At 67.0% G+C, this 26,473-nt stretch carries 20 protein-coding genes; 7 read left to right on the forward strand and 13 right to left on the reverse strand.

The window, feature by feature from the left end:
- Nucleotides 1–40: 40 nt before the first annotated feature.
- The 3 genes from ahpC to HWX03_RS03485 form a co-directional block, all read right to left on the reverse strand.
- Nucleotides 41–604 (reverse strand): alkyl hydroperoxide reductase subunit C, encoded by a 564-nt coding sequence (ahpC, locus tag HWX03_RS03475; protein ID WP_089457974.1) that lies wholly within the window; start codon nucleotides 602–604, stop codon nucleotides 41–43.
- Nucleotides 605–751: 147 nt separating this feature from the next.
- The gene (locus HWX03_RS03480) at nucleotides 752–961 is read right to left on the reverse strand and encodes a CopG family transcriptional regulator (protein ID WP_175870257.1); all 210 of its coding nucleotides are present in this window, start codon (nucleotides 959–961) and stop codon (nucleotides 752–754) included.
- Between the two features lie 114 nt (nucleotides 962–1,075).
- Nucleotides 1,076–1,972, reverse strand: coding sequence for a LysR substrate-binding domain-containing protein (locus tag HWX03_RS03485; protein WP_175870258.1), 897 nt, complete (start codon nucleotides 1,970–1,972; stop codon nucleotides 1,076–1,078).
- A gap of 179 nt (nucleotides 1,973–2,151) precedes the next feature.
- On the opposite strand from HWX03_RS03485, the gene HWX03_RS03490 reads away from it, so the two are divergent.
- The 3 genes from HWX03_RS03490 to HWX03_RS03500 are packed head-to-tail and all read left to right on the forward strand — an operon-like array spanning nucleotide 2,152 to nucleotide 5,117.
- Nucleotides 2,152–3,318, forward strand: a complete 1,167-nt coding sequence (locus HWX03_RS03490; RefSeq protein WP_175870259.1) for a branched-chain amino acid ABC transporter substrate-binding protein — start codon at nucleotides 2,152–2,154, stop codon at nucleotides 3,316–3,318.
- A gap of 25 nt (nucleotides 3,319–3,343) precedes the next feature.
- Nucleotides 3,344–3,868 (forward strand): L-2-amino-thiazoline-4-carboxylic acid hydrolase, encoded by a 525-nt coding sequence (locus HWX03_RS03495; RefSeq protein WP_175870260.1) that lies wholly within the window; start codon nucleotides 3,344–3,346, stop codon nucleotides 3,866–3,868.
- Nucleotides 3,861–5,117, forward strand: a complete 1,257-nt coding sequence (locus HWX03_RS03500; RefSeq protein WP_175870261.1) for a Zn-dependent hydrolase — start codon at nucleotides 3,861–3,863, stop codon at nucleotides 5,115–5,117. The genes HWX03_RS03495 and HWX03_RS03500 overlap by 8 nt, the downstream gene beginning before the upstream one ends.
- 36 nt (nucleotides 5,118–5,153) lie before the next feature.
- Here HWX03_RS03500 and HWX03_RS03505 read toward each other — a convergent pair whose 3' ends face one another.
- From HWX03_RS03505 to HWX03_RS03550, 10 genes are all read right to left on the reverse strand, one after another.
- Nucleotides 5,154–5,990: a cytochrome c gene (locus HWX03_RS03505; protein WP_175870262.1), complete on the reverse strand. Its 837-nt coding sequence runs from the start codon at nucleotides 5,988–5,990 to the stop codon at nucleotides 5,154–5,156.
- Nucleotides 5,991–6,268: 278 nt separating this feature from the next.
- Nucleotides 6,269–7,534, reverse strand: coding sequence for a hypothetical protein (locus HWX03_RS03510; RefSeq protein ID WP_175870263.1), 1,266 nt, complete (start codon nucleotides 7,532–7,534; stop codon nucleotides 6,269–6,271).
- A complete protein-coding gene (gene glmS / locus HWX03_RS03515) occupies nucleotides 7,531–9,354 on the reverse strand; it encodes a glutamine--fructose-6-phosphate transaminase (isomerizing) (RefSeq protein WP_175819378.1) in 1,824 nt (607 codons plus the stop codon). Before glmS ends, HWX03_RS03510 begins: the two co-directional genes overlap by 4 nt.
- Nucleotides 9,355–9,473: 119 nt before the next feature.
- Nucleotides 9,474–9,962, reverse strand: coding sequence for a Biofilm PGA synthesis auxiliary protein PgaD (locus tag HWX03_RS03520; RefSeq protein ID WP_175870264.1), 489 nt, complete (start codon nucleotides 9,960–9,962; stop codon nucleotides 9,474–9,476).
- Entirely contained in the window at nucleotides 9,940–11,211 is a 1,272-nt protein-coding gene (gene pgaC / locus HWX03_RS03525; protein WP_175819380.1) for a poly-beta-1,6-N-acetyl-D-glucosamine synthase, read from the reverse strand. Before pgaC ends, HWX03_RS03520 begins: the two co-directional genes overlap by 23 nt.
- Nucleotides 11,208–13,301 (reverse strand): poly-beta-1,6-N-acetyl-D-glucosamine N-deacetylase PgaB, encoded by a 2,094-nt coding sequence (pgaB, locus tag HWX03_RS03530; protein WP_175819381.1) that lies wholly within the window; start codon nucleotides 13,299–13,301, stop codon nucleotides 11,208–11,210. The genes pgaC and pgaB overlap by 4 nt, the downstream gene beginning before the upstream one ends.
- 15 nt (nucleotides 13,302–13,316) lie before the next feature.
- Nucleotides 13,317–15,842, reverse strand: coding sequence for a poly-beta-1,6 N-acetyl-D-glucosamine export porin PgaA (gene pgaA, locus HWX03_RS03535; RefSeq protein ID WP_175870265.1), 2,526 nt, complete (start codon nucleotides 15,840–15,842; stop codon nucleotides 13,317–13,319).
- A gap of 105 nt (nucleotides 15,843–15,947) precedes the next feature.
- Nucleotides 15,948–16,706 (reverse strand): hypothetical protein, encoded by a 759-nt coding sequence (locus tag HWX03_RS03540; RefSeq protein ID WP_175819383.1) that lies wholly within the window; start codon nucleotides 16,704–16,706, stop codon nucleotides 15,948–15,950.
- A gap of 65 nt (nucleotides 16,707–16,771) precedes the next feature.
- Entirely contained in the window at nucleotides 16,772–17,197 is a 426-nt protein-coding gene (locus HWX03_RS03545; RefSeq protein ID WP_175820669.1) for a hypothetical protein, read from the reverse strand.
- A gap of 634 nt (nucleotides 17,198–17,831) precedes the next feature.
- The gene (locus tag HWX03_RS03550) at nucleotides 17,832–18,815 is read right to left on the reverse strand and encodes a LysR substrate-binding domain-containing protein (RefSeq protein ID WP_175870266.1); all 984 of its coding nucleotides are present in this window, start codon (nucleotides 18,813–18,815) and stop codon (nucleotides 17,832–17,834) included.
- Between the two features lie 583 nt (nucleotides 18,816–19,398).
- Between HWX03_RS03550 and HWX03_RS03555 the strand changes: the two genes are divergently transcribed.
- The 4 genes from HWX03_RS03555 to HWX03_RS03570 all read left to right on the forward strand — a co-directional run bounded on the left by HWX03_RS03555 (nucleotide 19,399) and on the right by HWX03_RS03570 (nucleotide 26,361).
- Nucleotides 19,399–20,814: a circularly permuted type 2 ATP-grasp protein gene (locus HWX03_RS03555; RefSeq protein ID WP_175819385.1), complete on the forward strand. Its 1,416-nt coding sequence runs from the start codon at nucleotides 19,399–19,401 to the stop codon at nucleotides 20,812–20,814.
- Between the two features lie 64 nt (nucleotides 20,815–20,878).
- Entirely contained in the window at nucleotides 20,879–21,820 is a 942-nt protein-coding gene (locus HWX03_RS03560) for an alpha-E domain-containing protein (protein ID WP_174430751.1), read from the forward strand.
- Nucleotides 21,821–21,828: 8 nt separating this feature from the next.
- Nucleotides 21,829–22,830, forward strand: a complete 1,002-nt coding sequence (locus HWX03_RS03565; RefSeq protein WP_175819387.1) for a transglutaminase family protein — start codon at nucleotides 21,829–21,831, stop codon at nucleotides 22,828–22,830.
- Between the two features lie 93 nt (nucleotides 22,831–22,923).
- Nucleotides 22,924–26,361, forward strand: coding sequence for a transglutaminase family protein (locus tag HWX03_RS03570; protein ID WP_175870267.1), 3,438 nt, complete (start codon nucleotides 22,924–22,926; stop codon nucleotides 26,359–26,361).
- The last annotated feature ends 112 nt before the right edge of the window (nucleotides 26,362–26,473 follow it).

The following is a 26,473-nucleotide window of genomic DNA, read 5'->3' on the forward strand; positions in this document are numbered from 1 at the left end:
CCGCCGTCGCGCGCCTCGTGCGAGGCGCGCGGCGCGATCGTCAGATCTTGCCGATCAGGTCGAGCGACGGGGTCAGCGTTTCCGCACCCGGCGTCCACTTGGCCGGGCACACTTCACCCGGGTGCGCCGCGATGTATTGCGCCGCCTGGACCTTGCGCAGCAGTTCGCCCGCGTCGCGGCCGATGCCGTTGTCGTGGATTTCGCACAGCTTGATCTCGCCTTCCGGGTTGATCACGAACGTGCCGCGCAGCGCCATCCCTTCTTCCTCGATCAGCACGTCGAAGTTGCGCGACAGCGTGAGCGTCGGGTCGCCGATCATCGGGTACTTGATCTTGCCGATCGTGTCCGACGTGTCGTGCCATGCCTTGTGCGTGAAGTGCGTGTCGGTCGACACGCCGTAGATTTCGACACCCAGCTTCTGGAATTCCGCGTAACGGTCGGCGAGGTCGCCCAGTTCGGTCGGGCAGACGAACGTGAAGTCGGCCGGGTAGAACACGACGACGGACCACTTGCCCTTGAGGTTCTCTTCCGAGACGGGCACGAATTCGCCGTTGTGGTAAGCGGTTGCCTTGAACGGCTTGATTTGGGTGTTGATGATCGGCATCTGGACAATTCCTTTTCGTCAGGGGTGAGTGGAGTGTTGCCAGTATCCGGGTTCACCCTGAGTTTGTGAAATTGCTTGTTTCAATCCGAGGGATCGGGATTTCCTATCTGCTTCCGGCCCTTGATTGGGTGGGGGCAGTGCGTGCCTTCACCATTCCGAGCGCAGATTCTCCTGGCTGGCGATCTCGCGCCCCTTCCATAGACCGAACACATTGTTGACAAGTGTGTGTTCGTGTTGCGCGATATAGGCATCGATTGCGTCGCCGATGATCTCGGCGGGAGAGCGGTTCTTGTGCTCCGCGATGATGCTCAACGCGGCATGCTGGTCATCCGACAGGTCGACCGGGATTGTGCTCATGGCAACCTCCGTTACTGGACGCGTCCATCATCGATATCCGGCCCGGCAAATGCAAGGTCGCGCCTATTCGAAGCGAATACCGATTCCCGGTTCGGTCGGCGGGACACGCCCCGCTCAAATCCCCGCCATCTTCCGCAACCATTCCGCCAGCCGCCGCGCCCCGTCCGGCATGTCCGCGTCCTCGCGCGTGCACAGGTAGTAGTCGCGCCCGTCGTCGAGCGCGTGATCGAACAGTTGCACGAGCTCGCCGTTCGCCAGTTCGCGCTGGACCAGCGGCGCGCGCAGCAACGCGGCGCCGAGGTCCGCGCGGGCGGCGCTCAGCGTGAGCTGGCCATCCTCGAACATCGGCCCCACCGCGTGCGACACGTGCCGCACGCCGGCGCCCTGCAGCCAGTTGACCCACGTGCTGCGATCCTCGTCGTGCACGAGCGGCGCGCGCGCGAGATCGGCCGGCGTGCGGAACGGCCCGTGACGCTTCAGGAACGACGGGCTGCACATCGGCACCATCGCGCCCGGCAGCAGCCGCTCGCAGCGATAGCCGGGCCAGTCGCCGGTGCCGAAGCGGATCGACAGATCCGACGCGTCGCTCCGGTAGTTGCGGTGATGCGCATACAGCACCGTGACGTCGACATCGGTGTTGTCGGCGAGGAACGCGTGCAGCCGCGGAATGAACCAGCCGATGCCGAGCAGCGGAATCAGGCTGACGGTGATCTGGCGCAGCGACGAACGGTCGCGCACGAAACGCGTCGCGCTGCGCAGCACCGAGAACGCCGCGCTGATCGACCGGTAGTAGTCGCGTCCCTCGTCGGTGAGTGCGAGCAGCCGCCCCTCGCGGACCGTCAGCGGCGTCTGGATGAACGCTTCGAGCAGTTGCAGCTGATGGCTGACCGCCGACGGCGTGATGTCGAGTTCGCCCGCGGCCGCGGTAACCGAGCCGTGACGCGCAAACGCTTCGAATGCACGCACCGCGCGCAACGGCGGATCGTGCGGCAATTGTTCGATATTTTTCATGTGTCGAATTTTATCGAAAAGTCAGGGTAAGCGACAACACAAAAATATCCTGTATTTACAGTGGTATACGTTAATGTGTCGGTAACGGTATAAGCATCCAACAATTGGATATTTGGGGTTTGGGTGCCGAATATTTAATATTTTTCATGTTTTTGATCCGACTGACCCGATCCCCGCACATGAAAATCGCTTTCCTCTCCGCCAGCCTCGCCTTCTCGGCGGCCGCCCTGGTCGCCTCCGTTCCCGCGTTCGCGCAGTCCGCTCCGCAGACGGTCCTGATCGGTCTCGCCGCGCCGCTCACCGGCCCGTCCGCGCGGATCGGCAAGGATCTGCAGAACGGCGCGCAACTCGCGATCGACGACGCGAACGCCAGGCATCCGACCATCGGCGGCAAGCCGGTCGTCTACAAGCTCGTCGCGGCCGACGACCAGTCCGACCCGCGCACGGCCGTCGCGGTCGCGCAGCAACTCGTCGACCAGCACGTGATCGGCGTCGTCGGTCACTGGAACACGGGCTGCAGCGTGCCGGCGTCGCGCGTGTACCGCGATGCGGGCATCCCGCAGATCGCGCCGGCGTCCACCGGCCATCAATACACGCAGCAGGGCTACGCAACGGCGTTCCGCATCATGGGTCACGACGATGCGGGCGGTAACTTCACCGGTGTGTACGCGGTGAAGACGCTGAAGGCGAAGCGCATCGCGGTGATCGACGATCGCACGTCGTTCGGCGCGGGGCTGGCCGACCAGTTCATCAAGGGCGTGCAGGCGAACGGCGGCACGATCGTCGATCGCCAGTACGTGAACGACAAGACGACCGACTTCAGCGGCGTGCTGACCGCGATCAAGGGCAAGCGCGCGGATCTCGTGTTCTTCGGCGGCCTCGACGCGCAGGCCGCGCCGATCGCGCGCCGGATGCGCCAGCTCGGCGTGAACGCGCCGCTGCTCGGCGCGGGCGGCTTCGTGAGCCAGACCTTCCTGTCGCTCGCCGGCAAGGACGGCGACGGCGTGACGGCGCTCGAGCCGGGCCTGCCGCTCGCCCGGATGCCGGGCGGCAAGGCATTCGACACGCAATACCAGGCCCGCTTTCACGCGCCGATCGAGCTGCATGCGCCGTTCGCGTACGACGCGGCCGCCACGCTGATCGCGGCCGCGCAGAAGGCCGGCACGACCCAGCCGGCGAAGCTGGTCGCGGCCGTGCGCGCGATCGACCGGCCCGGCGTGACCGGGCGCATCGGGTTCGACGCCGACGGCAACCTGAAGGACCCGGCCTTCACGATCTACCAGGTGCGCGGCGGCAAGTGGGCCGTCGTCGACGTGCTCGGCGGCGCGCGCACCGCAACCAAGTAACGACAAAACGACCAAGACGATCCCCATGACCGAAGCGAACCCGACATCCGCCGCCGCACCCGAGGACCCGCGCCTCGGCATCCTCGCGCGGCGCCGCATCGAAGCGGAAATCATCAAGCCGATCTACGAGATCATGAAGCGCGAGTTCGGCACCGAGCGCGCGCAGGCCGTGATCGCGGAAGCCGTGCGCGGCGCGGCCGTCGACGCGGGCCGTACGTTCGCCGCGCAGGAGCCGGACGGCACGAGCGTGAAGTCGTTCATCGCGCTGCAGGTGCTGTGGGAGAAGGGCGATGCGCTCGACGTCGAGGTGCGGCGCGCGGACGACGCGCACTACGACTACGACGTGCATCGCTGCCGCTACGCGGAGATGTATCACGCGATGGGGCTCGGCGAGATCGGCCACCTGCTGAGCTGCGCGCGCGACAGCTATTTCATCCAGGGCTATGCGCCGGACATCGCGCTCACGCGCACGAGCACGATCATGCAGGGCGGCAAGCGCTGCGATTTCCGTTATGCGCTGCATAGCGCGCCGGAGAACGGCGATGCGTAACGATACCGATACCGCGAGCATGCCGCGCGTCGACGGCGACCGGCTGTGGGCGTCGCTCGAACGGATGGCGCAGATCGGCGCGACGCCGAAGGGCGGCGTCTGCCGTCTCGCGCTGACCGATCTCGACCGCGAGTCGCGCGACCTGTTCGTGCAGTGGGCGCGTGAAGCCGGCTGTACGATACGTGTCGACCGGATGGGCAACGTGTTCGCGCGCCGGGCCGGTCGTAATCCGGACGCCGCGCCGGTAATGACGGGCTCGCACGCCGATTCTCAGCCGACCGGTGGCCGCTACGACGGTATCTACGGCGTGCTCGGCGGCCTCGAAGTCGTGCGCGCGCTGAACGACGCGGGGATCGAGACCGAGCGCCCGGTCGACGTCGTGATCTGGACCAACGAGGAAGGCTCGCGCTTCGCGCCGGCGATGGTGTCGGCCGGCGTGTTCTCGGGTGTCTATACGCTCGAATACGGGCTGTCGCGCACCGACGGCGCGGGCCGGACGATCGGCGAGGAGCTCGAACGGATCGGCTACGCGGGCGCGGAGCCGGTCGGCGGCTATCCGGTGCACGCGGCGTACGAACTGCATATCGAGCAGGGCGCGATTCTCGAGCGGGCCGGCAGGACGATCGGCGTCGTGACGGCCGGGCAGGGGCAGCGCTGGTACGAGGTGACGCTCACCGGTGTCGACGCGCACGCGGGCACCACGCCGATGGCGTTCCGTCGCGACGCGCTGGTCGGCGCGGCGCGGATGATCTCGTTCATCGACGTGCTCGGCCGCCGCTATGCACCGGATGCGCGCGCAACGGTCGGGATGATCGACGCGCGGCCGAATTCGCGCAACACGGTGCCGGGCGGCTGCTTCTTCACAGTGGAATTCCGTCATCCCGACGATGCGGTACTCGACGAACTGGATGCGGCGCTGCGCGCGGAACTCGCACGCGTGGCCGACGAAACCGGTCTCGGCGCGCAGGTCGAGCAGATTTTCACGTATGCGCCGGTCCCGTTCGCGCCGCACTGCATCGACACGGTGCGTGACGCGGCGCGAACGCTCGGGCTGTCGCACATGGACATCGTGTCCGGCGCGGGCCATGACGCATGCTATGTCGCGCGTGTCGCGCCGACCGGCATGATCTTCGTGCCGTGCGTCGACGGGCTGAGCCACAACGAGGCCGAAGCGATTACGCCGGAATGGGCGACGGCGGGCGCCGACGTGCTGTTGCGTGCGGTGTTGCAGAGCGCGCAGGAAGCGTAAGCGCGACGCGTGCGGCCGGGCGGCGGAGTGCTCGCGTTACTTCCCCGCCTTGCGCCGCGCCATATACGCGAGATACGCGACGATCTGGTCGAGTTCGCGGTCGCTCAGCTGATCGGGCGGAAACGCGGGCATGCTACGGCCCGGCCAGTCGCGCACCGACGCCGGATTGCGGATGTAGCGGCGCAGCGCGGCGGGCTGGAAGTAGTCGACCGGGTTCATCGGCGTGTTCAGGTCGGGGCCGGCGCGGCTGCTGCCCGCGCCGTCGATGCGATGACACGCGAGACATTGCGTGACGAACAGGCGCTGGCCCGCGCGGGCCGGATCGTTCGCGGGCAACGCGGCATCGACGGCGAGCGACGGCCAGCGCGCGAGCGGCGACGATTCGATCGTGATGCGCACGATCTGGTACGGCCACTGCTCGCCGCGGATCGACGACGCGTCTTGCCCGAGCCAGACGAGATAGAACGGCCCCGCGCTGACCTGCTTGCCGGGCAGCTTCGGCCACGGATGGGCCGGATCCTCGATCGCGAGCCACGGGATCGCGCCGGCCGGCGCGCGGCGGCGCACCAGATCGAGCGGCAGTTGCGCGGCGAACCCGTCGGCCGCGCGCGTTTCGAGCACGCCGTCGGCCGGCAGCGGCGTGTCGCCGAGCAGCGCGGCGAACGGCACCGCGCGGAACGTCATCGGCCGGCCGTACGCGATGTCGCGCGGCACGTGGATATCGGTTGCATCCGTACGAGCGAGCAGCGTCTGGCGGGTGAGGGCGCGGGCCGTGCCGTCGGTGTCGAGTTCGAGCGTGGACTGGGCCGACGCGCGTTGCCCGAGCAGGCAAACCGTCAGCAGCACAAGCGAAAACCACTGGCGCTTCAGCATTCGTTCTCCGGGAAGGGGCGTTCCGGCGGCGGCAGGAGGCGGGACGCCGCGGCCGATAGAGGAATCGGGCGACAGTCTATCCGGTACGCGCGGCGCTGGCGAATTCGGCGCGGAAAGGCGCGGCGGCCATGCTCGGACAGGCCCGCGACAGCGCGCCCGACTACCGGGCGGCCGAATGGGCGAGGTGTCGTCGCAGCGCGGTTCGGACGGAGGGAGACGAAGGGCGCGGGCGACATGCGGTCTGCCCGCGTTGGCGACATTGCGTTACCGGGCCGCCGTCAGTGACTCGCACACGACACGTCGTTCTTCGGCATCGACGTGCGTTGCGCTGGTTCGAAATCGGCTTCGCGCATTCCCGACGGCGTCAGCGACACGAAATGCATCGCCGTGCCGCGCGCCGGGAAACCGGCGACGCCGGTCGCGCCCCACGGAATCGGCGAGCGCTGTACGCCGCTCACCGCAATGTTCGCCGGCGCAAGCGCGAGCGTCAGCAGCCGCCCGTCGCGGGTCGGCACATACGCGTGCGTGCCGGCGACGCCGATGTCCGATTCGCGCACCGACGCGGGCAGGCAATCGAGCGTCGCCGTGCGGCGGCCGTCCGGCGCGATCAGCATTGCGACGCCGCGATCGTCCGCTGTCGTCGTGACGACGATGAAACGGTCGATCTCCGGCACATAGGCGGCTGAATACACGTAGTACTGGATTGCGCCGTTCAGCGATCCGAGTTTTTCCAGCTTCTCGGTGACCGGATCGAACATCGCGTACTCGAGCGTCGCGTCCGTGCTGTCTTCGATGAACTTCTGCCACACGAGCAGCGCGTTGCGCGGCGAGCCCGCGATCACGGGCCACCACTCGCGGCGGCGCGGCGCGACCGCGACATGGTTCAGCACGCGCCCGGCCGCGTCGTAGGTTTTCAGGTAGACGCCGTTGCCGCTGCCGAGGTTGTCGACCCCGCCGCCGTTGACCCAGTCGGCCGAATAGAACACGACGAAACGGTCGCCGACCGTCGCAACATGCCCCGAATGGCCGCCCGATTCGACGTCGTTCGGGTAGGGCTTGATCGGCTTCAGGTCGCGGCGGTAGACGCCGTAGCGCTGGCTGACTTCCTGCGACGTGTTCCAGCCGTCCTCGAACGTGACGAAGATGTCGCCGTGCGCGTTCTGCGCGATCGATACGGGTTCCTGGGCCTCGGGGCGGCTGATGAACGTGCGGACGTGCAGCACGAGCGGCTTGTCGGGCAGCCATTCGCCGACGTACACGTCATGCGGCCAGTTGCCGTTGCGCAGCGCACCGCGCGGCGCGACGCCCGAGCTGCTGAAGAACACCCAGCGTTTGCCGTCGCCGGCGTCGGCCACGCCGATCCCGTGCATGAAGCGCCGCGGGTCGCCGGTGTCCTGCGGCGACGGGTCGCTCGACACGGTGACCGTATGCACGGCCGGCGCGCCGGCGAGGGCCGGCGGCGCCGCGGCGATGCCGCCCGCGCCGCAGAGGGCAGCCACGGCCAGCCGCGTGACCGCCTGTACCGGGCGCGTTCGCCGCATCATTCGACGGTCACCGATTTCGCGAGGTTGCGCGGCTTGTCGACGTCGGCGCCGCGCGCGCAGCCCACGTGATACGCGAGCAGTTGCAGCGGAATCACGTTGACGATCGGCGACAGCAGGTCGCCCGATTCGCGCACGCGGATCAGATGCGTGTCGCGGTCGGCGTCGATCTCGAGCTGATTGCCGGCCAGGACGTAAAGCCGCCCGCCGCGCGCACGCACTTCGGCCATGTTGGACTTCAGCTTCTGGAACAGCCGATCGTCCGGTGCGATCGTGACCACCGGCATCGCGCTCGTGACGAGCGCGAGCGGCCCGTGCTTCAGCTCGCCGGCCGCATAGCCTTCCGCATGGATGTACGACACTTCCTTGAGCTTCAGCGCGCCTTCCAGCGCGATCGGGAAATGGATGCCGCGCCCGAGGAACAACGCGTTCTCGGTGCGCGCGAACTTCGCGGCCCAGCCCATGATCTGCGTTTCCAGCGCGAGCGCGTGGCTGATGCGGTCGGGCAGCGCGCGCAACTGCTTCAGGTGTGTCGCGACTTGCGCGGCGTCGAGCCGGCCGCGCAGTTGCGCGAGCGTCAGCGTCAGCACGAACAGCGCGACGAGCTGCGTGGTGAACGCCTTGGTCGACGCGACGCCGAGCTCGGTACCGGCCCGCGTCAGGAACCGCAGCGGCGCGTTGCGCGCGATCGTGCTGGTCGCGACGTTGCAGATCGCCATCGACAGGTCCTGGCCCATCGCGCGCGCCTGCTCGATCGCGCCGATGGTGTCGGCCGTCTCACCCGACTGCGAGATGCCGACGACGAGCGTGCGCGGATCGGCCACCGTATCGCGGTAGCGGAATTCGCTGGCGATCTCGACCTGGGCCGGCACGCCCGCGATGCTTTCGAGCCAGTATTTCGCGGTCAGCCCCGCGTAGTAACTGGTGCCGCAGCCGAGCAGCAGCACGCTTCTCACCCGCGACAGCAGCGCGTGCGAGCTTTCCGTCGCGTCGAACAGCGCCGGCGAGATCGTGTCGATGCCGTCGAGCGTGCTGTCGATCGCCTTCGGCTGCTCGAAGATTTCCTTCTGCATGAAGTGCTGGTACGGGCCGAGCGCGGCATCGTCTGCGCGCGCCTTCACTTCGCACAACGGGCGCCGGGCTTCCTGGCCGCCCGCATCGACCACGGCGATGCGCTCCGGCGTGATCAGCGCGACGTCGCCGTCCTCCAGGTACACGAAGCGGTCGGTCAGGTCGCCGAGCGCCGCGCAGTCGGACGCGAGGTAGTTCTGCTCGGCGCCGATGCCGATCACGAGCGGCGAGCCGGCGCGCGCGGCGACGAGGCGCTGCGGTTCGCGCGCGCTGAGCACCGCGATCGCGTACGCGCCGTGCAGCCGTTTGACGGCGCGCACCACCGCGTCGAACAGGTCGTCGCGATAGAGGCTGTGGATCAGGTGCGCGATGACCTCGGTGTCGGTCTGCCCGCGAAACGTATAGCCGCGTTCGCGCAGCTCGGCGCGCAGCGTGTCGTGGTTCTCGATGATCCCGTTGTGCACGACCGCGATCGTGTCGCCCGACATGATCGGGTGCGCGTTCATTTCCGACGGCGCGCCGTGCGTCGCCCAGCGCGTATGCGCGATGCAGGTTTGCGCTTCGAGACCGAGCGTCAGCACGCGATCCTGCAGGTCCGTCACGCGTCGCAGCGTGCGTTCGCTGTGCAGGCGGCCGTCACCCTGCACGGCGATGCCGCACGAATCGTAGCCGCGATATTCGAGCCGGCTCAGCGCATTGACCAGTTGCGGCACCTGATTGTTCCGGCCGCTTGCTCCGACGATTCCGCACATGATTCACCTCGTCTCCAGGAAGTTGTCGGCTGACGCGCGACGCGCGGCAGCACGATGTCAGAAGCGGCGCCACGTCGCGCGGCCAGGCGTCGCGCGCGGCGCGGCACGTCTCCGGCGATTCATTCGCGGGGCTGCGGCCCGGCATGCGCGACCCATTCGATGCCCGAAATCGACCCGTTCGCATCGTGCGACGCGACGAGAATGCGCGTCGTGCGCCGCGCGCCGCGCCGGCGGGCGCTCACGAACGCGGTCGGCGGCACCGAGCGCACCTTCACGCTGGCCGAGCGCCGCAGCATCTTCGACACGCGCAACCGGTACGCGAGCGGATGCACGACGCGTCCCGCGATCAGCCACATGACGATCGTGCCGGCGATCAGCGCGATGCTCGTCACGTAGAACACGATCTGCTCGATCGGCATCTCGGCCTCGTTGAACGGCAACAGGTAGCGGTACGTGTAGATGCAGATCGATGCCCATACCCCCCCGACCAGCGCGGGCCGCACGAGGCGGAACCACGCGACGAGCACGGGCCCGACGATGCCGCCCCGTTCGGCGATCATGTCGCGCGGTGCGCGCAGGGAGAGATCAATAATCGGTGCGTTCTTCATGTTGAATGCCTCGGTCGGGACTGACCCAAACGGCGCGCTTGCCGCGGCCCCGCAATACGACGGCGGGCAGGGCGACGACGGTGGTGATCATGCTGATCAGCCAGAACGCGACGGGGTACCAGATGGTGTCAAGGAAGTACATCAGGAGTTTTTCGTCGTAACGACGATCGATCATGCTGCCGATGATCAGCTGCAGGATGCAGGTTGCGACCAGCAGCATCCCGTGCCAGTGCGGCACCACGGACACATGCCAGTTCGCCGGAAGCGGGTAGACGACGTCGATCAGCGCGAGCAGCAGGATGAACGACATCGAGTACGCCCACGCGATGCCGATCAGGTATTCGACGAACAGCGGCCACATCATCATCTGCGTCGGCCGCATCAGCGTGCCCGCGTACTTGAGCAGCACCTGGATGCCGCCCTTGGACCAGCGCAGCCGCTGCCGGTAGAGCCCCTTGATCGTCTCGGGCATCAGGATCCAGCTGAGCGCGTGCGGCTCGTACACGACGCGCCAGTCGCGGCACTGCAGCTTCCAGCTGATGTCGATATCCTCGGTCAGCATGTCCGAGCTCCAGTAGCCGACGTCGGCGAGCGCGGTCTTGCGGAACATCGTGATCACGCCCGACACCGTGAAGATGCGGCCGTACACCTGCTGCGTGCGCTTGATCAGCCCGACGATCGACGAGAATTCGCCGACCTGCATGCGGCCGAGCAGCGACGTGCGCGTGCGGATGCGCGGGTTGCCGGTCACCGCGCCGACGCCCGGGTCGGTCAGGAAGTGCTCGAGCATCCAGCCGATCGCATCGTGCGCGAGCAGCGCGTCGCCGTCGATGCACAGCAGGTATTCCGCGTTGGATACCGCGGCCGCGGTCGTGAGTCCGACCGCCTTGCCTTCGTTGCGCGCGTGATGGATCACGAGCAGCCGCGGGATCTCGACGGCCAGCTCGTTGAGGATTTCGCCGGTGCGATCCTTGCTGCCGTCGTTGACCGCGATGATGTCGTAGTTCGGATACTGCATCCCGTTCAGGTGGGCGATCACGCTGCGCGCGTTCGCGGCTTCGTTGAAGCAGGGCACGACGATCGAGATCTTCGGGATGCCGCTCGACGCGATCGTGCGCATCGACAGCTCGCGGCCCTCCTCGAGCAGGAAGTAATGCACGACACCGCCGATCATCCACAGATACGACATGAAGAACGGATAGTAGAAGACGAAATCCTGCAGGCGCTGGATCAGGCTGTGGGTGTTCATGGCGTCTTGGTTCCCGGCGATTGCTGCATCTGCATCAGCGCGTTGATCGAGGTGGGATCGAGGCGCGACTTCAGCGACATGACGTCGCGCATCGCGTTGAGCTCCGGCTGGCCGTTCAGGAAGTTGTCGGGGTAGTAGCCGAAATTCACGGCGCCCTCGCTGCGCAGCCGCCGCATCTGCGCGAGCAGCGTGCTGGCCGGCACCGCCTTGCGCGCGTGCCAGTCGTATGACTGCAGTTCGAACACCGTGCGCTGCAGCCCGCGCTGCTTCGTGCGCACCACCTTCACGAGCTGGTCCAGCCAGCCTTCCGGATCCTTCGCCTGCTCCATGTACGGCATCGCCATCAGCGCGACGTAGTCGTAGGCGGCGAGGAAATCGTCGTAGTTCTGCGCATACCACGCTTCCGATTCGGGCTTGAGCACCGGCATCGCGAAAATGTTGCGCGCGGTCAGCACGTCGCCGACGTTCTGGTGGGCCAGCACGATCTGCTCGAGCTGCCGGGTCATGTCGATCAGGTAGCGCGTCTTCTGGCGCGTCCAGCGCTTCATCAGGTCGGGGTTCTCGCGGATCTTGCCGACGTCGGCCGGCAGCCCCCATTGCGAATAGGTGCGCAGCGCATGCCGGCTCGCATCCTCGTAGTCGTCGAGCACGGCGTCGTCGCTGAACAGGATGCCGCTGAACGACGCGTGCTTGCTGAGATCCTCGTAGACCTGCTGGATCATCAGTCGCGCATCGGGATCGAACGGGCTCAGCCGGAACACCCGCGTGCCGTTCTCGCGGGCCGGCGCGCCGCCGTATGCGCTGACGGCCTCGAGCCCGCGCTGCTTGTCGGCCGGCGGCCGGAACGCGAGCACCGGCATCCACGCGTACACCTGCACGTTGGCGCGCGTATTGAGCTGCCACGCGGCACGCGAGAACAGGTCGGAACGCATCGGCAGGTGCCGGTTCGGGAAATACACCGCCTCGGCCACGCCCGTGCCCTTCGGGTCCGCATATGCCTGCAGGTACACCGATTTTGGCTGCATCCGGTAGATGCGCTCGATCAGCTTGCCGAGATTCGCTTCCTGCCGCGCGGGATCGGGATCGTAGACCTGGTCGAGATCGACCTGCACGGTGCGCTCGGGCGTGTCGACGTCGCCGCGATTGGACGCCGGCTCGCGCATCGAGCGCTCGAACCCGCCGATATCGACGTCGTACATCATCAGGATCCGTCTCAGCCGGTCGAGCGGCACGTCGGGCGTATTCGGGCCGGCATCGAGGCTGAACTGGATGTCCATGCCGAGCGACGTCGATATCTGGCGCACGGGCTGATTTTCCGCGCCGTATGGCCACACCATCGAGCGTGCGACGAGGCCGGTGCGTTCGCGGATCTGCCGCACGCAAGTCTGCAGGTCGTCGTGCACGCGTGCGTGGAATTCGGCGTCGGTTTCATAGCGTTTCTGGTCTTGCAGGTAGAGATGCGACGTGGTCGCCGGCAATTCGTTGCCTTGCGGATTCGCGATCGCGCCGTGATGGAGGTTGTGGGTGTGGCAGCCGAGCTCGACGAATTCCGACTGCCCGAGCTTTTTCACCTCGTCCCACGACAGGAAGTAGTCGCGCGGCACCTGAACCTTGTCGCTGATGCGGATCGGCGTACCCGACGGTGTGTCGATCCACGCGGTGACGAGGCCCATCACGGCCGGATACTTGAAGCGCTCGAGCAGCGGCAGCACCTTCGTGTAATGGCTGCGGAAGCCGTCGTCGAACGTGAGCAGCACCGAGCGCGGCGGCAGCGGCTTGCCGCCGTGCCGCGACGCCTCGATCTGCTTGACCGTGATGGTGTGGTAGTTGTTGGTCTGCAGCCACGAGAAGATCGCGGTCAGTGTGCCGGTATCGACCGCGAACGGATCGATGATCGCCGTCGGCGACGAAAACGACGCCATCAGGTTGTCGCGCACGTCGTGCATGCAGATCACGCGAAACGTCTTGCCGTCGGCCGGATCGGACGGCGGCAGCAGGTCGATCATCCTGGCGTTGGTCACGCCCGGGAATAGCGAACAGGTGGCAAACGCACCGAGGCATCCGCACATGAAGGTCCGTCTGGATTGCATTGATCGATCTCCTTGCTAGAACGGCAGGTTGAGCGACAGGAAGCCGGTTTCGGAGCGCTCGCGCTGGCCGTCGTATGCGTGACTGCTGACCTCGACGCCGTAGCTCAGCGTGATGTCGTGCTTGAACGTCCACGCGTGCTCGAGGCGCGCGCTCCACAGCGGGCTGGTGCCGAAGCCGCGCTCGTTGTACACGCCGCCCGACACCGACACGCGCTGTTGCAGCCCCATGTCGCCCTTCTTCCACAGCGTCAGCTGGTGCATGACGGTCGCCGCGGCCGCGTAGTCGCGACCGGGGCTGAAGTAGGGCGCGTCCCGGCGCGTATTGCTGTCGGTACCGAGATTCAGCGATACGTTGACGAGCTGGTTCGCGGACGTGTACACGCGCTGCGTGGCGGTCGCCGCGATCTCCTGGTGCAGGTTCGAATCGCTGTAGCGGCTCACGCCGTAGCTCAGCTTGACTTGGCGCCGGTCGTTCTGGCGATACACGACCTCGACGTTCGCGGAGCGGCCCCAGATGTGCGCGGCATACGCTTTCCACGGCAGCGAGTTGTCGTTGGTGTCGAGCCCGGCGCTGACCGTCCAGTAGTCGTTCAGCGCGTACGCGATCGTCCCGCGGCCGCCGGTTCGGCCGTCGCCGCCCATCGAGCGCGTGACTTCGCCCAGCACGGTGAGCGGCCCGTGCCGGTAGTCGCCGCCGATGCCCGTGCGCGTGCGGCTGAGGTTGCCGTCGTCGGTCTGCGCGAAACCGTAGAACGTGTGCGAAAACACGCGCCAGTTGTCGCCGAACGGTTGCGAATACACATAGCTGTCCGACGTGAAGCTGTTGTTGGCCAGTGCGCTGTTGCCGTGCTCGAAGCTCAGGTCGGTCGTGAACACCGGGCTGCGGTACGCTTTGTAGTCGCGCTTGAAGCTGCGCACGGCGCCGCTGTCCGGGAACGTGTTGTCCAGCGTCTGGTCGACGGTCTTCGCGGTCGCGTAGTCGTCTGCCACGAGCGCTGCGCGGCCGAGGCCCGCGAGCATCTCGACGCTGTCCGGGTGGTCGGTCAGCGACGCGCGATACATCGAGATCGCCTGGCGCGGATGCGCCTGGCCCGACACCGCGTCGGCATGCGCGGCGCGGATCTCCGCGTTGAACGGCACCTGTTGCTCGAGCTGTTCGAGCGCGGCGATCCCTTCGTTGACGTGGCCCGTGAAGATCAGGTATTGCGCACGCAGCCGGTAGTAGCGCAGATAGTCGCTTTCTCCCGGACCGACGTTGGTCACTTGATTGGCCGGCGGCAGCGATTTCTCCATGTCGTCGAGCGCCTGCTTCGCTTGCGGCGCGCGTGCCTGGTCGACGTACGACCAGAACAGCCCTTCTTGCAGCTCGATCGGACGCGTGCGCGCGCCGTACTGGAAACCGCGGGTCGCGCGATCCGTCGGCGACGCGGTGGCCTGCTTCAGCGCGCGCGCGTACACGGCGTTCGCCTTGACCGGCTCGCTCAGGTACAGGTAGGCGTCGCCGACGGCCGCCAGCGCGTCGATCGAGATTTCCGCGTTGGGCGGAATCGTCTCGAACGTCGCGACGGCCGTTTTCATGTCGCCGCGTGCCGCGAGGGCGACTACCCGGTCGCCCGCGAGTGCGGTGCGGACCGGCGTGTACTCCGGCGTGGCCGGCATCCGCTTGTCGAGGTCGTCGGCCGCGTGCAGCGCGCTGTCGAGTCCGTCGAAGCGGTCCGAACTCGTCATCGAACGCGACTTGTCGCGTCCGCCGCGCACCTGCTGGCGAATCGACAGTTCTTCCAGTTGCGCGATGTCGACGGCGGAGAAGGCATCGGGCCGGGCTTTCGCTTCGTCGAGCGCCTTGACCGCGCCGCCGCTCGTCGCGAGGCCGAACACGTCGTTGCGCACCGTTGCGACGTCGGCGGTGCGGAGATTCGGCGCCTGCGCATTCGGCGCTTCGACGTCGGGCCCCTGCGAGCGTTGGGTCGACTCACCGGGGAGCTGCGCGCCGGGTGACTGTGAAGTCGGTTGCGGGGACGACGGCGGTTCGGCGCCGGGCGGCTGGGTCACGGGCGCGGGCGAATTCGGCATCGGCGTGCCGGATGCCTGCGCGGTGAGCGTCGGCGTCGTCGGCGGTGGAGCGGTCGCGGTTTGGGCGAGCGGCTGCGGTGCATCCGACGTCTGCGCGCGCGGCGCCGACGTATCCGGCGGCGCGGTGTCGAATGATGCCTGCGCGAGCAGCATCGGCGCATTCGACGTGTGCGCGACCGGCACCGCGGCGCCCGGCTGCGGCGCGTCGGGGTCCACCACGACCGTGGTCGGCATCGCCGGGTTCGATCCCTGCGCGATCTGCATCGACGCATCCGAGGCCTGCGCGATCGGCGTCGGCGCATGAGGGGGCTGCGTGCCCGAGCCCTGGGCGACCTGCGGCTCCACACCGCCCTCGGCTGCAAGGCACGGGCCGGACGCGACGAGCAGGCACAGCAGCGGCGCATGCAGGAGGGTCCGCCGGTTCGGCGGAACGACGGTGGTGCATTGTTGTTGACGATTGTTAGCCACGATGTCTCCTCACTTTGAAACGATCCCCCTCGGTTGCACGCCCGACGGCGCTCGTCGCCGGCCGTCGCGCCGCCGGGCTGCGAGGCCCGGCGGCATCCGACCGGTTTACAGGCGGTTGCGGATCGCTTGTCCAAGCAGTGCGCGCGATTCGCTGTTCTTCGGGTCGATGGCGAGTGCACGGCTCGCGTTTTGTTCTACACAGCTCCATTCGTCGATCTGGGCGCACCAGCGCGCCTTGGCCAGCGCGCGGGCGCCTTCCAGCTCATCGTGCGTGACGCTGGTGGTCTCCATGTGCGGCGTGCCGGCGATGTACGACTGCGGTTGCTGTTTCGGCACGGGGTCGGGGTGTTTTCTCATGCGCGCCAGCGCCTGCGAACGTGACGTCCGGTGCGCATCGCCGGGGCGCGTCGTGCGACTGCCGGTCGACGCGGCGTGCGGGTCGGCCGCGAGCTTCGTCGCCGGTACATGCGCGCGGCGCGTGGGTTTCGTGTCGGAACGGGCCGCCGTTTGCGGCGGCGCGGCCGGTTCGGCCGCGGCCGACGGGGCGGGCGTCGCCGATGCAGACGGCGGAACCGGCCCGGCCTGCGCGACCGTCGACGTCGAGCCGGTGCGCGCCGCTGTGCCGGACGCGCCGCCCGACGCCGCCACGATGAGCTCGCGGTACTTGCCGACGGCGTTTCCGATCACGCCGGCGATATCGTGCGTCACGCTCGCATGGCCGACCCTCGCGTCTCGCTCGACATACGCGAAAGCGCCGAAGATCGCGGCAAACGCGGCGATGCTGAGCGCCGCATTCTTTCCCGGACCCCACGAGGGTTTCGGCTGACGGGCGGGCGATTCATCCGGTCGTTCTGCACGGGGCATTCAAGTCTCCTAGATTCGATTTGTCGTTCTACCAATGACGCGATCCGAGCGGGACGGCGCGATGTTCACCATCGCAACTGCGTCGTGAGCGTGCCCGTCTCCACGATCGCGAACTGGGTTGCTCCCTGATAGGTTCCTTCGACCCGATAGCTCGCATCCGGCACGCTGAACAGGCAGCGCGATCCCGATGCGTTGAATTCGACGAGCACGCGCCCGTGCCGGCGCAGGCGCACCTGCACGTTGGAGAGCGGCTGCCCGGTGTTCCCCGACACGAAAGACACGCCCAGGTTGTACGGGCGGCCGTCAGGGGGAAGCGGCGCGGTACCGTCGATCCGCGCATCGCCGCAGATATACGAAATCACGTACCGGTTTGATCCCGGACCGGACGCCGGCGACGAGGCCGCCGGTATCTGGGCCATGGCGTTCATGCAGAGCGTGGAGAGCACGACGCCCAGGAAAGGGCGGGCATGCTGTCGAAGCGAGGGTGACATTGCAATCTCCCATTCGGAATCGATGACGCGCATCGACTTCGAGTCGAATTTGCCAACGTTCTTTTTGCGACACGCTATTGATACACGATGGCTTTTAAACCAACAACTGCGTGTGGCCCGAATGGGACGAGGGTGAAAGATCCTATCTAAATAAGATAAGTGCAGATTGGTGAGGATTTCTTAATGCTGAATAAAGGCGATATTGCCGAACATGAAAATTGCTCGTCGGTAGCGATGATCGAGCACGCTTTGAATCACGTCGGAGGTATCGACGTTCGTGCCGAAAAATAACGACCGATAAAAGAAACTATTGCGGCTGTGATCGAGGCGAATCGATCAAAATCGGGATACAGATCGCACATCATGAAATGAGGGTGCGACATTTTTGGTCATTCCGACAGTTGCAGGTAAATCGAAACTTGTGTAACAAGGTATTTCTGCCCGGAAAATCGAGCTGAATATTCTTACTTAATACGGAAAACAGTAAAAAATACGACATGAATCGCAAACGTTTGCGTTTTTATCGAGATCGATTACAGTCGGTGAGGGATTTTACGAAGTCGCACGGGGATTATCGATTGCCATCGAAAGAACGCGCATGCGCGCCGTGGATGCCCACGGCGCGAACGCTTCGTCAGCGGCTGCCGCCCGCGCTTCGCCGCGCGCTGCGCATCGCCGGCGCGGCCGCCTCTTCAGTGCCGATCGCCGTGCGCGGCCGGTTCATGATGTAGGCCCACAGCTGCTCGGCCGCGAGCCCGCGCTTGCGCGCCGATCGATACAGGCGGATTTCGAGTTCGGTGATCCAGTCGCCGGTGCCCGCGCACACGAGCGTGCCGTCCGCGAGCTCCTTCGCGACGCAGCTTTCCGGCAGCCAGCCGATGCCGTGCCCGGCCACGACCATGCCTTTCAGCGCTTCGGACATGTGCGTCTCGAAACACCGGTGCAGCACATACGGCTCGGTCGCATTCAGCAGCAGCATCTCGACGATGTTGCCGAGAAAGGCGCCCGACGAATACGCGAGCAGCGGCAGCGGCGCATCGGGCGTGCCGGGCAGCTGGAACACCGGCTTGCCGCGCGCGTCGGGCGACGACACGGGCAGGATTCGCTCGACGCCGAGGCTGACGAACGGGAAGTGGTTCGGGTCGAGCACGATCGGCAATTGCGGATGGTGATAGCCGAGCAGCAGGTCGCATTCGCCTTCGACCAGCTGTTGCACGCCTTCCGGCACGTTCACAGCATTGACGCGCGCGGTCACGTGGCCGACCTCGCTGTTGAGCTGCTTGAGCCATTCGGGAAACAGCGTGAACACGAGCGTATGCGCGACGGCGAAGCGCACGACCTGGTCGCTCGCCGCGAACTGGTCATAGCCGTTCACGAGATTGCGCGCCGCATACATGCTGCGCAGGATGTCCGCGGCGAGCCCGCGGAACATCTGGCCGGCGGGCGTCAGCGCGATCGGATTGATGCTCCGGTCCACCAGCTTCGCGTCCATCCAGGTTTCGAGGGCGGCGATTCGTCTGCTGAACGCCGACTGCGTCAGGTGCCGGTGACGCGCGGCCCGGGAAAAGCTCTTGGTATCCGCAAGGCTCAGGAAATCTTCCAGCCACTTTGCTTCCATTTCGATCTTCGCTTTTTATAGTCGGGCGCCTGAAAGGCGGCGCCGTCTGCTGCACCAACGTTCTAGCGTACCGCGCATCACGCTGGTCGGGCTGATGTTTTTTTTCGATCGGTGTCAGTCGAAATATGCATGGGCATTGTCGGCGGGATTACGGCTGCATAGCGTTGAGGGGCCGGACCGGTTAACCGGACAGTTCACCGCGTCGGACTGTCCCGGCCGCCCGGACGGCACTTCCCCCAGGGCGGGCTGCGCCGTGTGCGTGCCGGCCCGCCCGTTCATGGTCGTTCCGAGGGCCGGGCTCGCCGCTTTTGGTGCAGTGCAGATTGCATATTCGTGACACGCGGGAGAACTATGTTCGTTGGACGCGGCGCAGCATCGGCCGTGCGCGCTCGCGGCGCACCGCAAGCGCCCGTCGCGTCGGGTGTTGCACCGTTGTGGTGCGTAATGCCGCGCAGGCGTGCCTGGGCGGCGCAAAACAGGGGGATATCGAAGGGATCAAGCAAGGCACGTTCCTTGCAAAGCATTCATTACGCCGGTCCGGCATGCGCAATGCCGGGGAAAACGATCGATGGAGAAAAGATCGATGAAGCCATTCGATGAAATGCTGCAATCCGGCGACATGGTAAGGGCGCCTTACGCGCGCCTGAAGCAATGGCTCGACACGCAGAATCCTGCGAGCCTCGCCCAGAAGGCCCACGACGCGGAAGGCGTGTTCCGCAGGACGGGCATCACGTTCGCCGTCTATGGCGACGCGGAGGCCGCCGAGCGGCTGATTCCGTTCGATATCGTCCCGCGCATCATCTCGGGGGCGGAATGGAGCCGGCTGTCGCTCGGCATCGAGCAGCGCGTGATGGCGCTGAACGCGTTCCTCGACGACATCTACCACCGCCAGGAAATCGTGCGCGCGGGCATCGTGCCGAAGCACCTGATCGCGCACAACGAAGCGTTCGTTCCGGAGATGATCGATTTCCGGCCGCCCGGGAACGTTTACACGCACATCATCGGCGTCGACATCGTGCGCACGGCCGAAAACGCGTTCTACGTGCTGGAGGACAACGCGCGCACGCCGTCCGGCGTGTCGTACATGCTGGAAAACCGCGAGACGATGATGCAGCTCTTCCCGGAGCTGTTCCAGCAGGTGAAGGTGCGCCCGGTCGAGACCTATCCGCAGATGCTGCGCCAGTCGCTCGCGGCCGTGTGCCCGCCGGGCGGCAATGCCGACAACCCGACCATCGCGGTGCTGACGCCCGGCATCCACAATTCCGCGTACTACGAGCATTCGTTCCTCGCCGACCAGATGGGCGTGCATCTCGTCGAGGGCAGCGACCTGCAGGTGGTCGACGGGCGCGTCGCGATGCGCACGACCGAGGGGTTCCGCCAGATCGACGTGCTGTACCGCCGCGTCGACGACGCGTTCCTCGATCCGCTCACGTTTCGCCCGGATTCGGTGCTCGGCGTGGCAGGCATCATGGACGTGTACCGTGCGGGCAACATCACGATCGCGAACGCGCCCGGCACCGGCATCGCCGACGACAAGGCGATCTACTCGTACATGCCGGAGATCGTCGAGTTCTACACGGGCCGCAAGGCGCTGCTGGAGAACGTGCCGACCTGGCGCTGCGGCGAGGCCGACAGCCTGAAGTACGTGCTCGAGCATCTCGACGAACTGGTCGTGAAGGAGGTGCACGGCTCGGGCGGCTACGGGATGCTGGTCGGGCCGTGCGCGTCGAAGGCCGAACTCGAGGCGTTTTCCGCGAAGTTGCGCGCACGTCCCGCGAACTACATCGCGCAACCGACGCTCGCGCTGTCCACGACGCCGATCCTGACCGACGCCGGCCTTGCGCCGCGCCACGTCGACCTGCGGCCGTTCGTGCTGGTGTCGGACCGCATCCGCATCACGCCGGGCGGGCTCACGCGCGTCGCGCTGCAGGAAGGATCGCTCGTCGTCAACTCGAGCCAGGGCGGCGGCACCAAGGACACCTGGGTGCTGGCCGACTGAGCCGGGCACGACCGCGCGCGCCGCAACCGGCGCGCGAACCGAACGAAGACGGAGTGGACACGAGATGCTTCTGGGACGTACTGCAAGCGGTCTCTACTGGATGTACCGCTATATCGAGCGCGCGGAGAATATCGCGCGCATCGTCGATGCCGGGCTGCGGATGGCGCTCACGCGCACGGCCGACGCGCCGGCCGAATGGTCGTCGGTGCTCGTCAGCTCGGGCGCGGACGACGGCTACCGGCAGAAATACGACGCGTATGCGGCCGATACCGTGACCGACTACCTGCTGCGCGACCGCGACAACCCGTCGAGCGTGCTGTCGTGCATCGAGGCCGCGCGCTCGAACGCGCGGATGGTGCGCACGGCGCTGACGCGCGAGGCGTGGGAAAGCGTGAACGGCGCGTGGCTCGCGCTGCGCCGCGCGCTGGCGCAGCCGGTGCCGGAAAGCGAGCTGCCGGCCGTGCTCGACGAAGTGAAGCGCGAAACCGCGCTGATCCTCGGCAGCTTCTACAGCACGATGCTGCGCAACGAGATCTTCGATTTCGCGCAGATCGGCGCATTCATCGAACGCGCGGACAACACCGCGCGGATCATCGACGTGAAGTACCACCTGCTGCTGCCGTCGGTGTCGCACGTCGGCACGATCCTCGACAACTACCAATGGGAGACGATCCTGCGCTGCGTGGCCGCGCACCGTTCGTATCGCTGGGTGTACGACGTGCAGTACAAGCCGCTAAACATCGCCGACTACCTGATCCTGAACGGCCGGATGCCGCGTTCGCTGCGCTATTGCTACGGACGCGTCGTGTCGAGCCTGAACCTGCTCGCGAAGGATTACGGCGTGACACACCCGTGTCACGACACGGCTACGAAGATCCTGCAAATGCTGTCCGATACCTCGGTCGAGCGGATCTTCAAGAGCGGCCTGCACGAGTTCCTGACCGACTTCATCGGCCGCAACAACAGCCTCGGGATCGAAATCGCCCAGGCTTACAACTTCGACTGAGACTTGCCATGCGACTCGCCATTCGACACATTTCGCGTTACCAGTTCGACGATCAGGCCACCCACGCACTGCAACGGTTGCGGCTGCGCCCGCAGTCGGGCCCCGGGCAGACGGTGCGCGCGTGGCAGGTCACGATCGACGGCGTCGAGCCGACGCTGTCCTACGCCGACGGGCTCGGCAACCGGATCGACCTCGTGCGTCACGATCGCGGCGCGAAGGCCGAGATCGTCGTCGTGGCGGCCGGCGTCGTCGAGACGCAGGACCGCTCGGGTATCATCGGGAATCCTGAAGGCTATGCGCCGCCGTGGATCTTCGAGCGCGAGACTGCGCTCACGAAGGCCGGCGACACCGTGCGCGAGCTTGCGCAGGCGCTGCCGATCGAGCCGCACGGCCTCGACGCATTGCACTGGCTGATGACGGAAGTGCATGGCCGTATCGCATACGCGCCGAACCTGGCCGCCGACGCAGCCGTCGATGCGGAAACCGCGCTGCAAAGCGGCGAGGGCACGAGCCGCGACCATGCACACGCGTTCATCGCGGCCGCACGCGTGCTGAAGATCCCCGCGCGCTACATCTCGGGCTACGTGCTGGCCGACAGCGCGATGCAGCGCATCGCCGATGCGAAACAGCATGGGGGCGACGTCGAGGACGAGGAAGCGCTCGCGCTGCAGAGCGGCGACGGCATGCAGCAGGCGCTCGGCGCGTCGCATGCCGCGCAATCGCAATCGCAGGGGCAGTCGCAGTCGCAGGGGCAGCTACAGGCGGCGCTCGGTGGGCAGCCGCAAGCCGTCGCGCTGATGCAGCAGCCGGCCGGCCATGCATGGGCCGAGGCCTATGTCGAAGGGCTCGGCTGGGTCGGCTTCGACCCGTTCATGAACCGTTGTCCGGACGAACGCTACGTGCGCATCGCGGTCGGCCTCGACCATCGCGACGCGCAGCCGGTGACGGGGCTCGGCGCGACGGCCGTCGGCGTCGAGATCAGCGTCGTGCAGACGCCGGAACTCGTCTGACCCGCGGCGCGTTTTCGCCGAATCCGCCATGCCGGGCCGCCGCGTCGAAAGCGACGCGGCGTGCGCGGCCGGCCCAACCCGACTCGAGCTCCCATGTCCATCCACGTCGCGCTGCATCACACCACCCGCTATCGCTACGACCGGCTCGTCAACCTCGGCCCGCAGGTCGTGCGGCTGCGGCCCGCGCCGCATTGCCGGACGCCGATTCTCGCGTATTCGATGACGGTCGAGCCCGCGCAGCACTTCATCAACTGGCAGCAGGATCCGTTCTCGAACTATCTCGCGCGGCTCGTGTTTCCGGAGCGGACCGAGCACTTCGACATCACGATCGATCTCGTCGCCGAGATGTCGGTGTACAACCCGTTCGACTTCTTCCTCGAAGCGAGCGCGGAGCAATACCCGTTCAGCTATGACGACGCGCTGAAGATCGAGCTCGCGCCGTATCTCGCGTGCGATCCGCAGACGAGCGCCGCGCCGCTGTTTCGCGCGTATCTCGACGGCGTCGACCGCACGCCGGCCGGCACCACGAACTTTCTCGTCGCGCTGAACCAGCAGCTTCAGCGCGACATCGGCTATCTCGTGCGGATGGAGCCCGGCGTGCAGACGCCCGTGCAGACGCTCGAACTCGCGTCCGGCTCGTGCCGCGACAGCGCGTGGCTGCTCGTGCAGCTGTGCCGCCATCTCGGCATCGCCGCGCGCTTCGTGTCGGGCTATCTGATCCAGCTCACCCCCGACGTGAAATCGCTCGACGGCCCGAGCGGCACGTCGGTCGATTTCACCGACCTGCACGCGTGGTGCGAGGTCTATCTGCCGGGCGCCGGCTGGATCGGCTTCGATCCGACGTCGGGCCTGCTCGCCGGCGAAGGGCATATTCCGCTCGCGTGCACGCCGCAGCCGACGAGCGCCGCGCCGGTGGAAGGGCTGATCGACGAGTGCGAGGTGTCGTTCGAGCACGAGATGAGCGTGACGCGCGTGTACGAGTCGCCGCGCGTGACGAAGCCGTATACGGAATCGCAGTGGGATGCCGTGCTCGCGCTCGGCACGCAGGTCGACGGCGCGCTGGCCGCCGGCGACGTACGGCTCACGCAGGGCGGCGAGCCGACCTTCGTGTCGATCGACGATCGCGACGGCGCCGAGTGGAACACCGATGCGCTCGGCCCGACCAAGCGCGGCTACGCGACCGAACTCGTGCAGCGGCTGCGCGCCGAATACGGCGACGGCGGCTTCCTGCATTTCGGGCAGGGCAAGTGGTACCCGGGCGAGCAATTGCCGCGCTGGGCGCTGTCGATCTTCTGGCGCGCGGACGGCCAGCCCGTGTGGCACGATCCGTCGCTGTTCGCCGACGAGCGCGAGCCGTCCTCGTATACCACCGACGACGCGAAGCGCTTCATCGATGCGCTCGCCGCACGGCTGAACCTGACCGGCGAATTCATCGAGCCCGGCTACGAGGACGTCTGGTACTACCTGTGGCGCGAGCGCCGGCTGCCCGTCAACGTCGATCCGTTCGACGCGCGCCTCGACGACGAGCTCGAGCGCGCGCGGCTGCGCAAGGTATTCGAGCAGCAGCTCGACAGCGTGGTCGGCTACGTGCTGCCGCTCAAGCGCACGGAGGACGAGCCGGATCGGTCGGGCAGCGATCGGCCGGGCCTCGACGGGCCGCGCTGGCAGACGGGCCCGTGGTTCTTCCGCGACGAGCGGATGTATCTCGTGCCGGGCGATTCGCCGATGGGCTATCGGCTGCCGCTCGATTCGCTGCCGTGGGCGGCCCGCGCCGACCATCCGTACCTCGTCGAGCGCGATCCGTTCGCGCCGCGCGACGTCTTGCCGGACGCCGCCGCCATTCGCGCCCGCTACGCGGGCCCGGCCGACGCGCCGCGCTACCTGGCCGGCGTGCATCGCGAAGCGTCCGCGCAGACCGTGATGCAGTGGCGCGGCGATGGCACGGCCGCGAGCGGCCGACCGGGCGCCGCGGACCCGCATCGCCGGCCCGAGCGCTTCGAATCGGCCGCGTGGATCACGCGCACCGCGCTGTGCGTCGAAGTGCGCAACGGCATCCTGTACCTGTTCATGCCGCCGCTCGCCGCGCTCGAGGATTATCTCGAGCTGGTCGGCGCGATCGAGCTGACCGCGCACGCACTCGGCGTGAAGCTCGTGCTCGAAGGCTATCCGCCGCCGCGCGACGCGCGGCTGAAGCTGCTGCAGGTGACGCCCGATCCCGGCGTGATCGAGGTGAACATCCATCCGGCCGCGAGCTTCGACGAACTCGTCGACCACACCGAATTCCTGTACGACGCCGCGTGGCAATCGCGGCTGTGCAGCGAGAAGTTCATGGTCGACGGGCGGCACGTCGGCACCGGCGGCGGCAACCACTTCGTGCTCGGCGGCGCGACGCCGGCCGACAGCCCGTTCCTGCGCCGCCCCGATCTGCTCGCGAGCCTGATCGCGTACTGGCACAACCATCCGTCGCTGTCGTACCTGTTCTCGGGGCTGTTCATCGGGCCGACGAGCCAGGCGCCGCGTGTCGACGAGGCGCGCAACGACCAGCTCTACGAGCTCGACATCGCGTTCGCGGAGATCCAGCGCAACAAGCTGCTGTTCGGGCAGGACATGCCGCCGTGGCTCGTCGACCGCGTGCTGCGCAACCTGCTGATCGACGTGACGGGCAACACGCACCGCAGCGAGTTCTGCATCGACAAGCTGTATTCGCCCGATTCGTCCACCGGCCGGCTCGGCCTGCTCGAACTGCGCGCGTTCGAGATGCCGCCGCATGCGCGGATGAGCATCGTGCAGCAACTGCTGCTGCGCGCGCTGGTCGCGCGCTTCTGGGCCGCGCCGTACACGACGCCGCTCACGCGCTGGGGCACCGCGCTGCACGACCGGTTCATGCTGCCGGAATTTCTTCAGATGGATTTCGACGACGTGCTGGCCGAGCTGCGCGACGCCGGTTTCGCGTTCGATCCGGCGTGGTTCGCGCCGCACTTCGAATTCCGTTTTCCGCTGTTCGGGCAGATCGCGGTGAACGGGATGCAGTTGTCGCTGCGCGGCGCGCTGGAGCCGTGGCACGTGATGGGCGAGGAGGGCGCGCCCGGCGGCACGGTGCGCTACGTCGATTCGTCGGTCGAACGGCTCGAAGTGCGTGTGACGGGGCTGAACGACAACCGGCACGTCGTGACCGTCAACGGCCGCGCGCTGCCGCTGCAGCCGACCGGCACCGTCGGCGAATACGTCGCGGGCGTGCGCTACAAGGCGTGGGCGCCGCCGTCGGCGCTGCATCCGACCATCGGCGTGCATGCGCCGCTCACGTTCGACATCGTCGATACGTGGCTGCAACGCTCGCTCGGCGGCTGCCGGTATCACGTCGCGCATCCGGGCGGGCGCAGCTACGCGACGTTCCCGGTCAATGCGTACGAAGCCGAGAGCCGCCGGCTCGCGCGCTTCGTCGAGATCGGGCACACGCCGGGGCGGATGGATATCGCGGCTGCCGCGCCGAGCCGCGAATTCCCGTTCACGCTCGACTTGCGGCGGCCGTGACCGATCGATGACAGGGAGGACGACGATGCGCGGTTCGCGACCTCCCGGCGGCCGCGCCGGAATGCTAGGATGCGGGCAGATTGCGGCCGCGCGCCGTGGTAGCGCACCGCCG

The sequence above is a fragment of the Burkholderia sp. BCC0397 genome, from assembly GCF_902832865.1.
Taxonomy (GTDB): Bacteria; Pseudomonadota; Gammaproteobacteria; order Burkholderiales; family Burkholderiaceae; genus Burkholderia.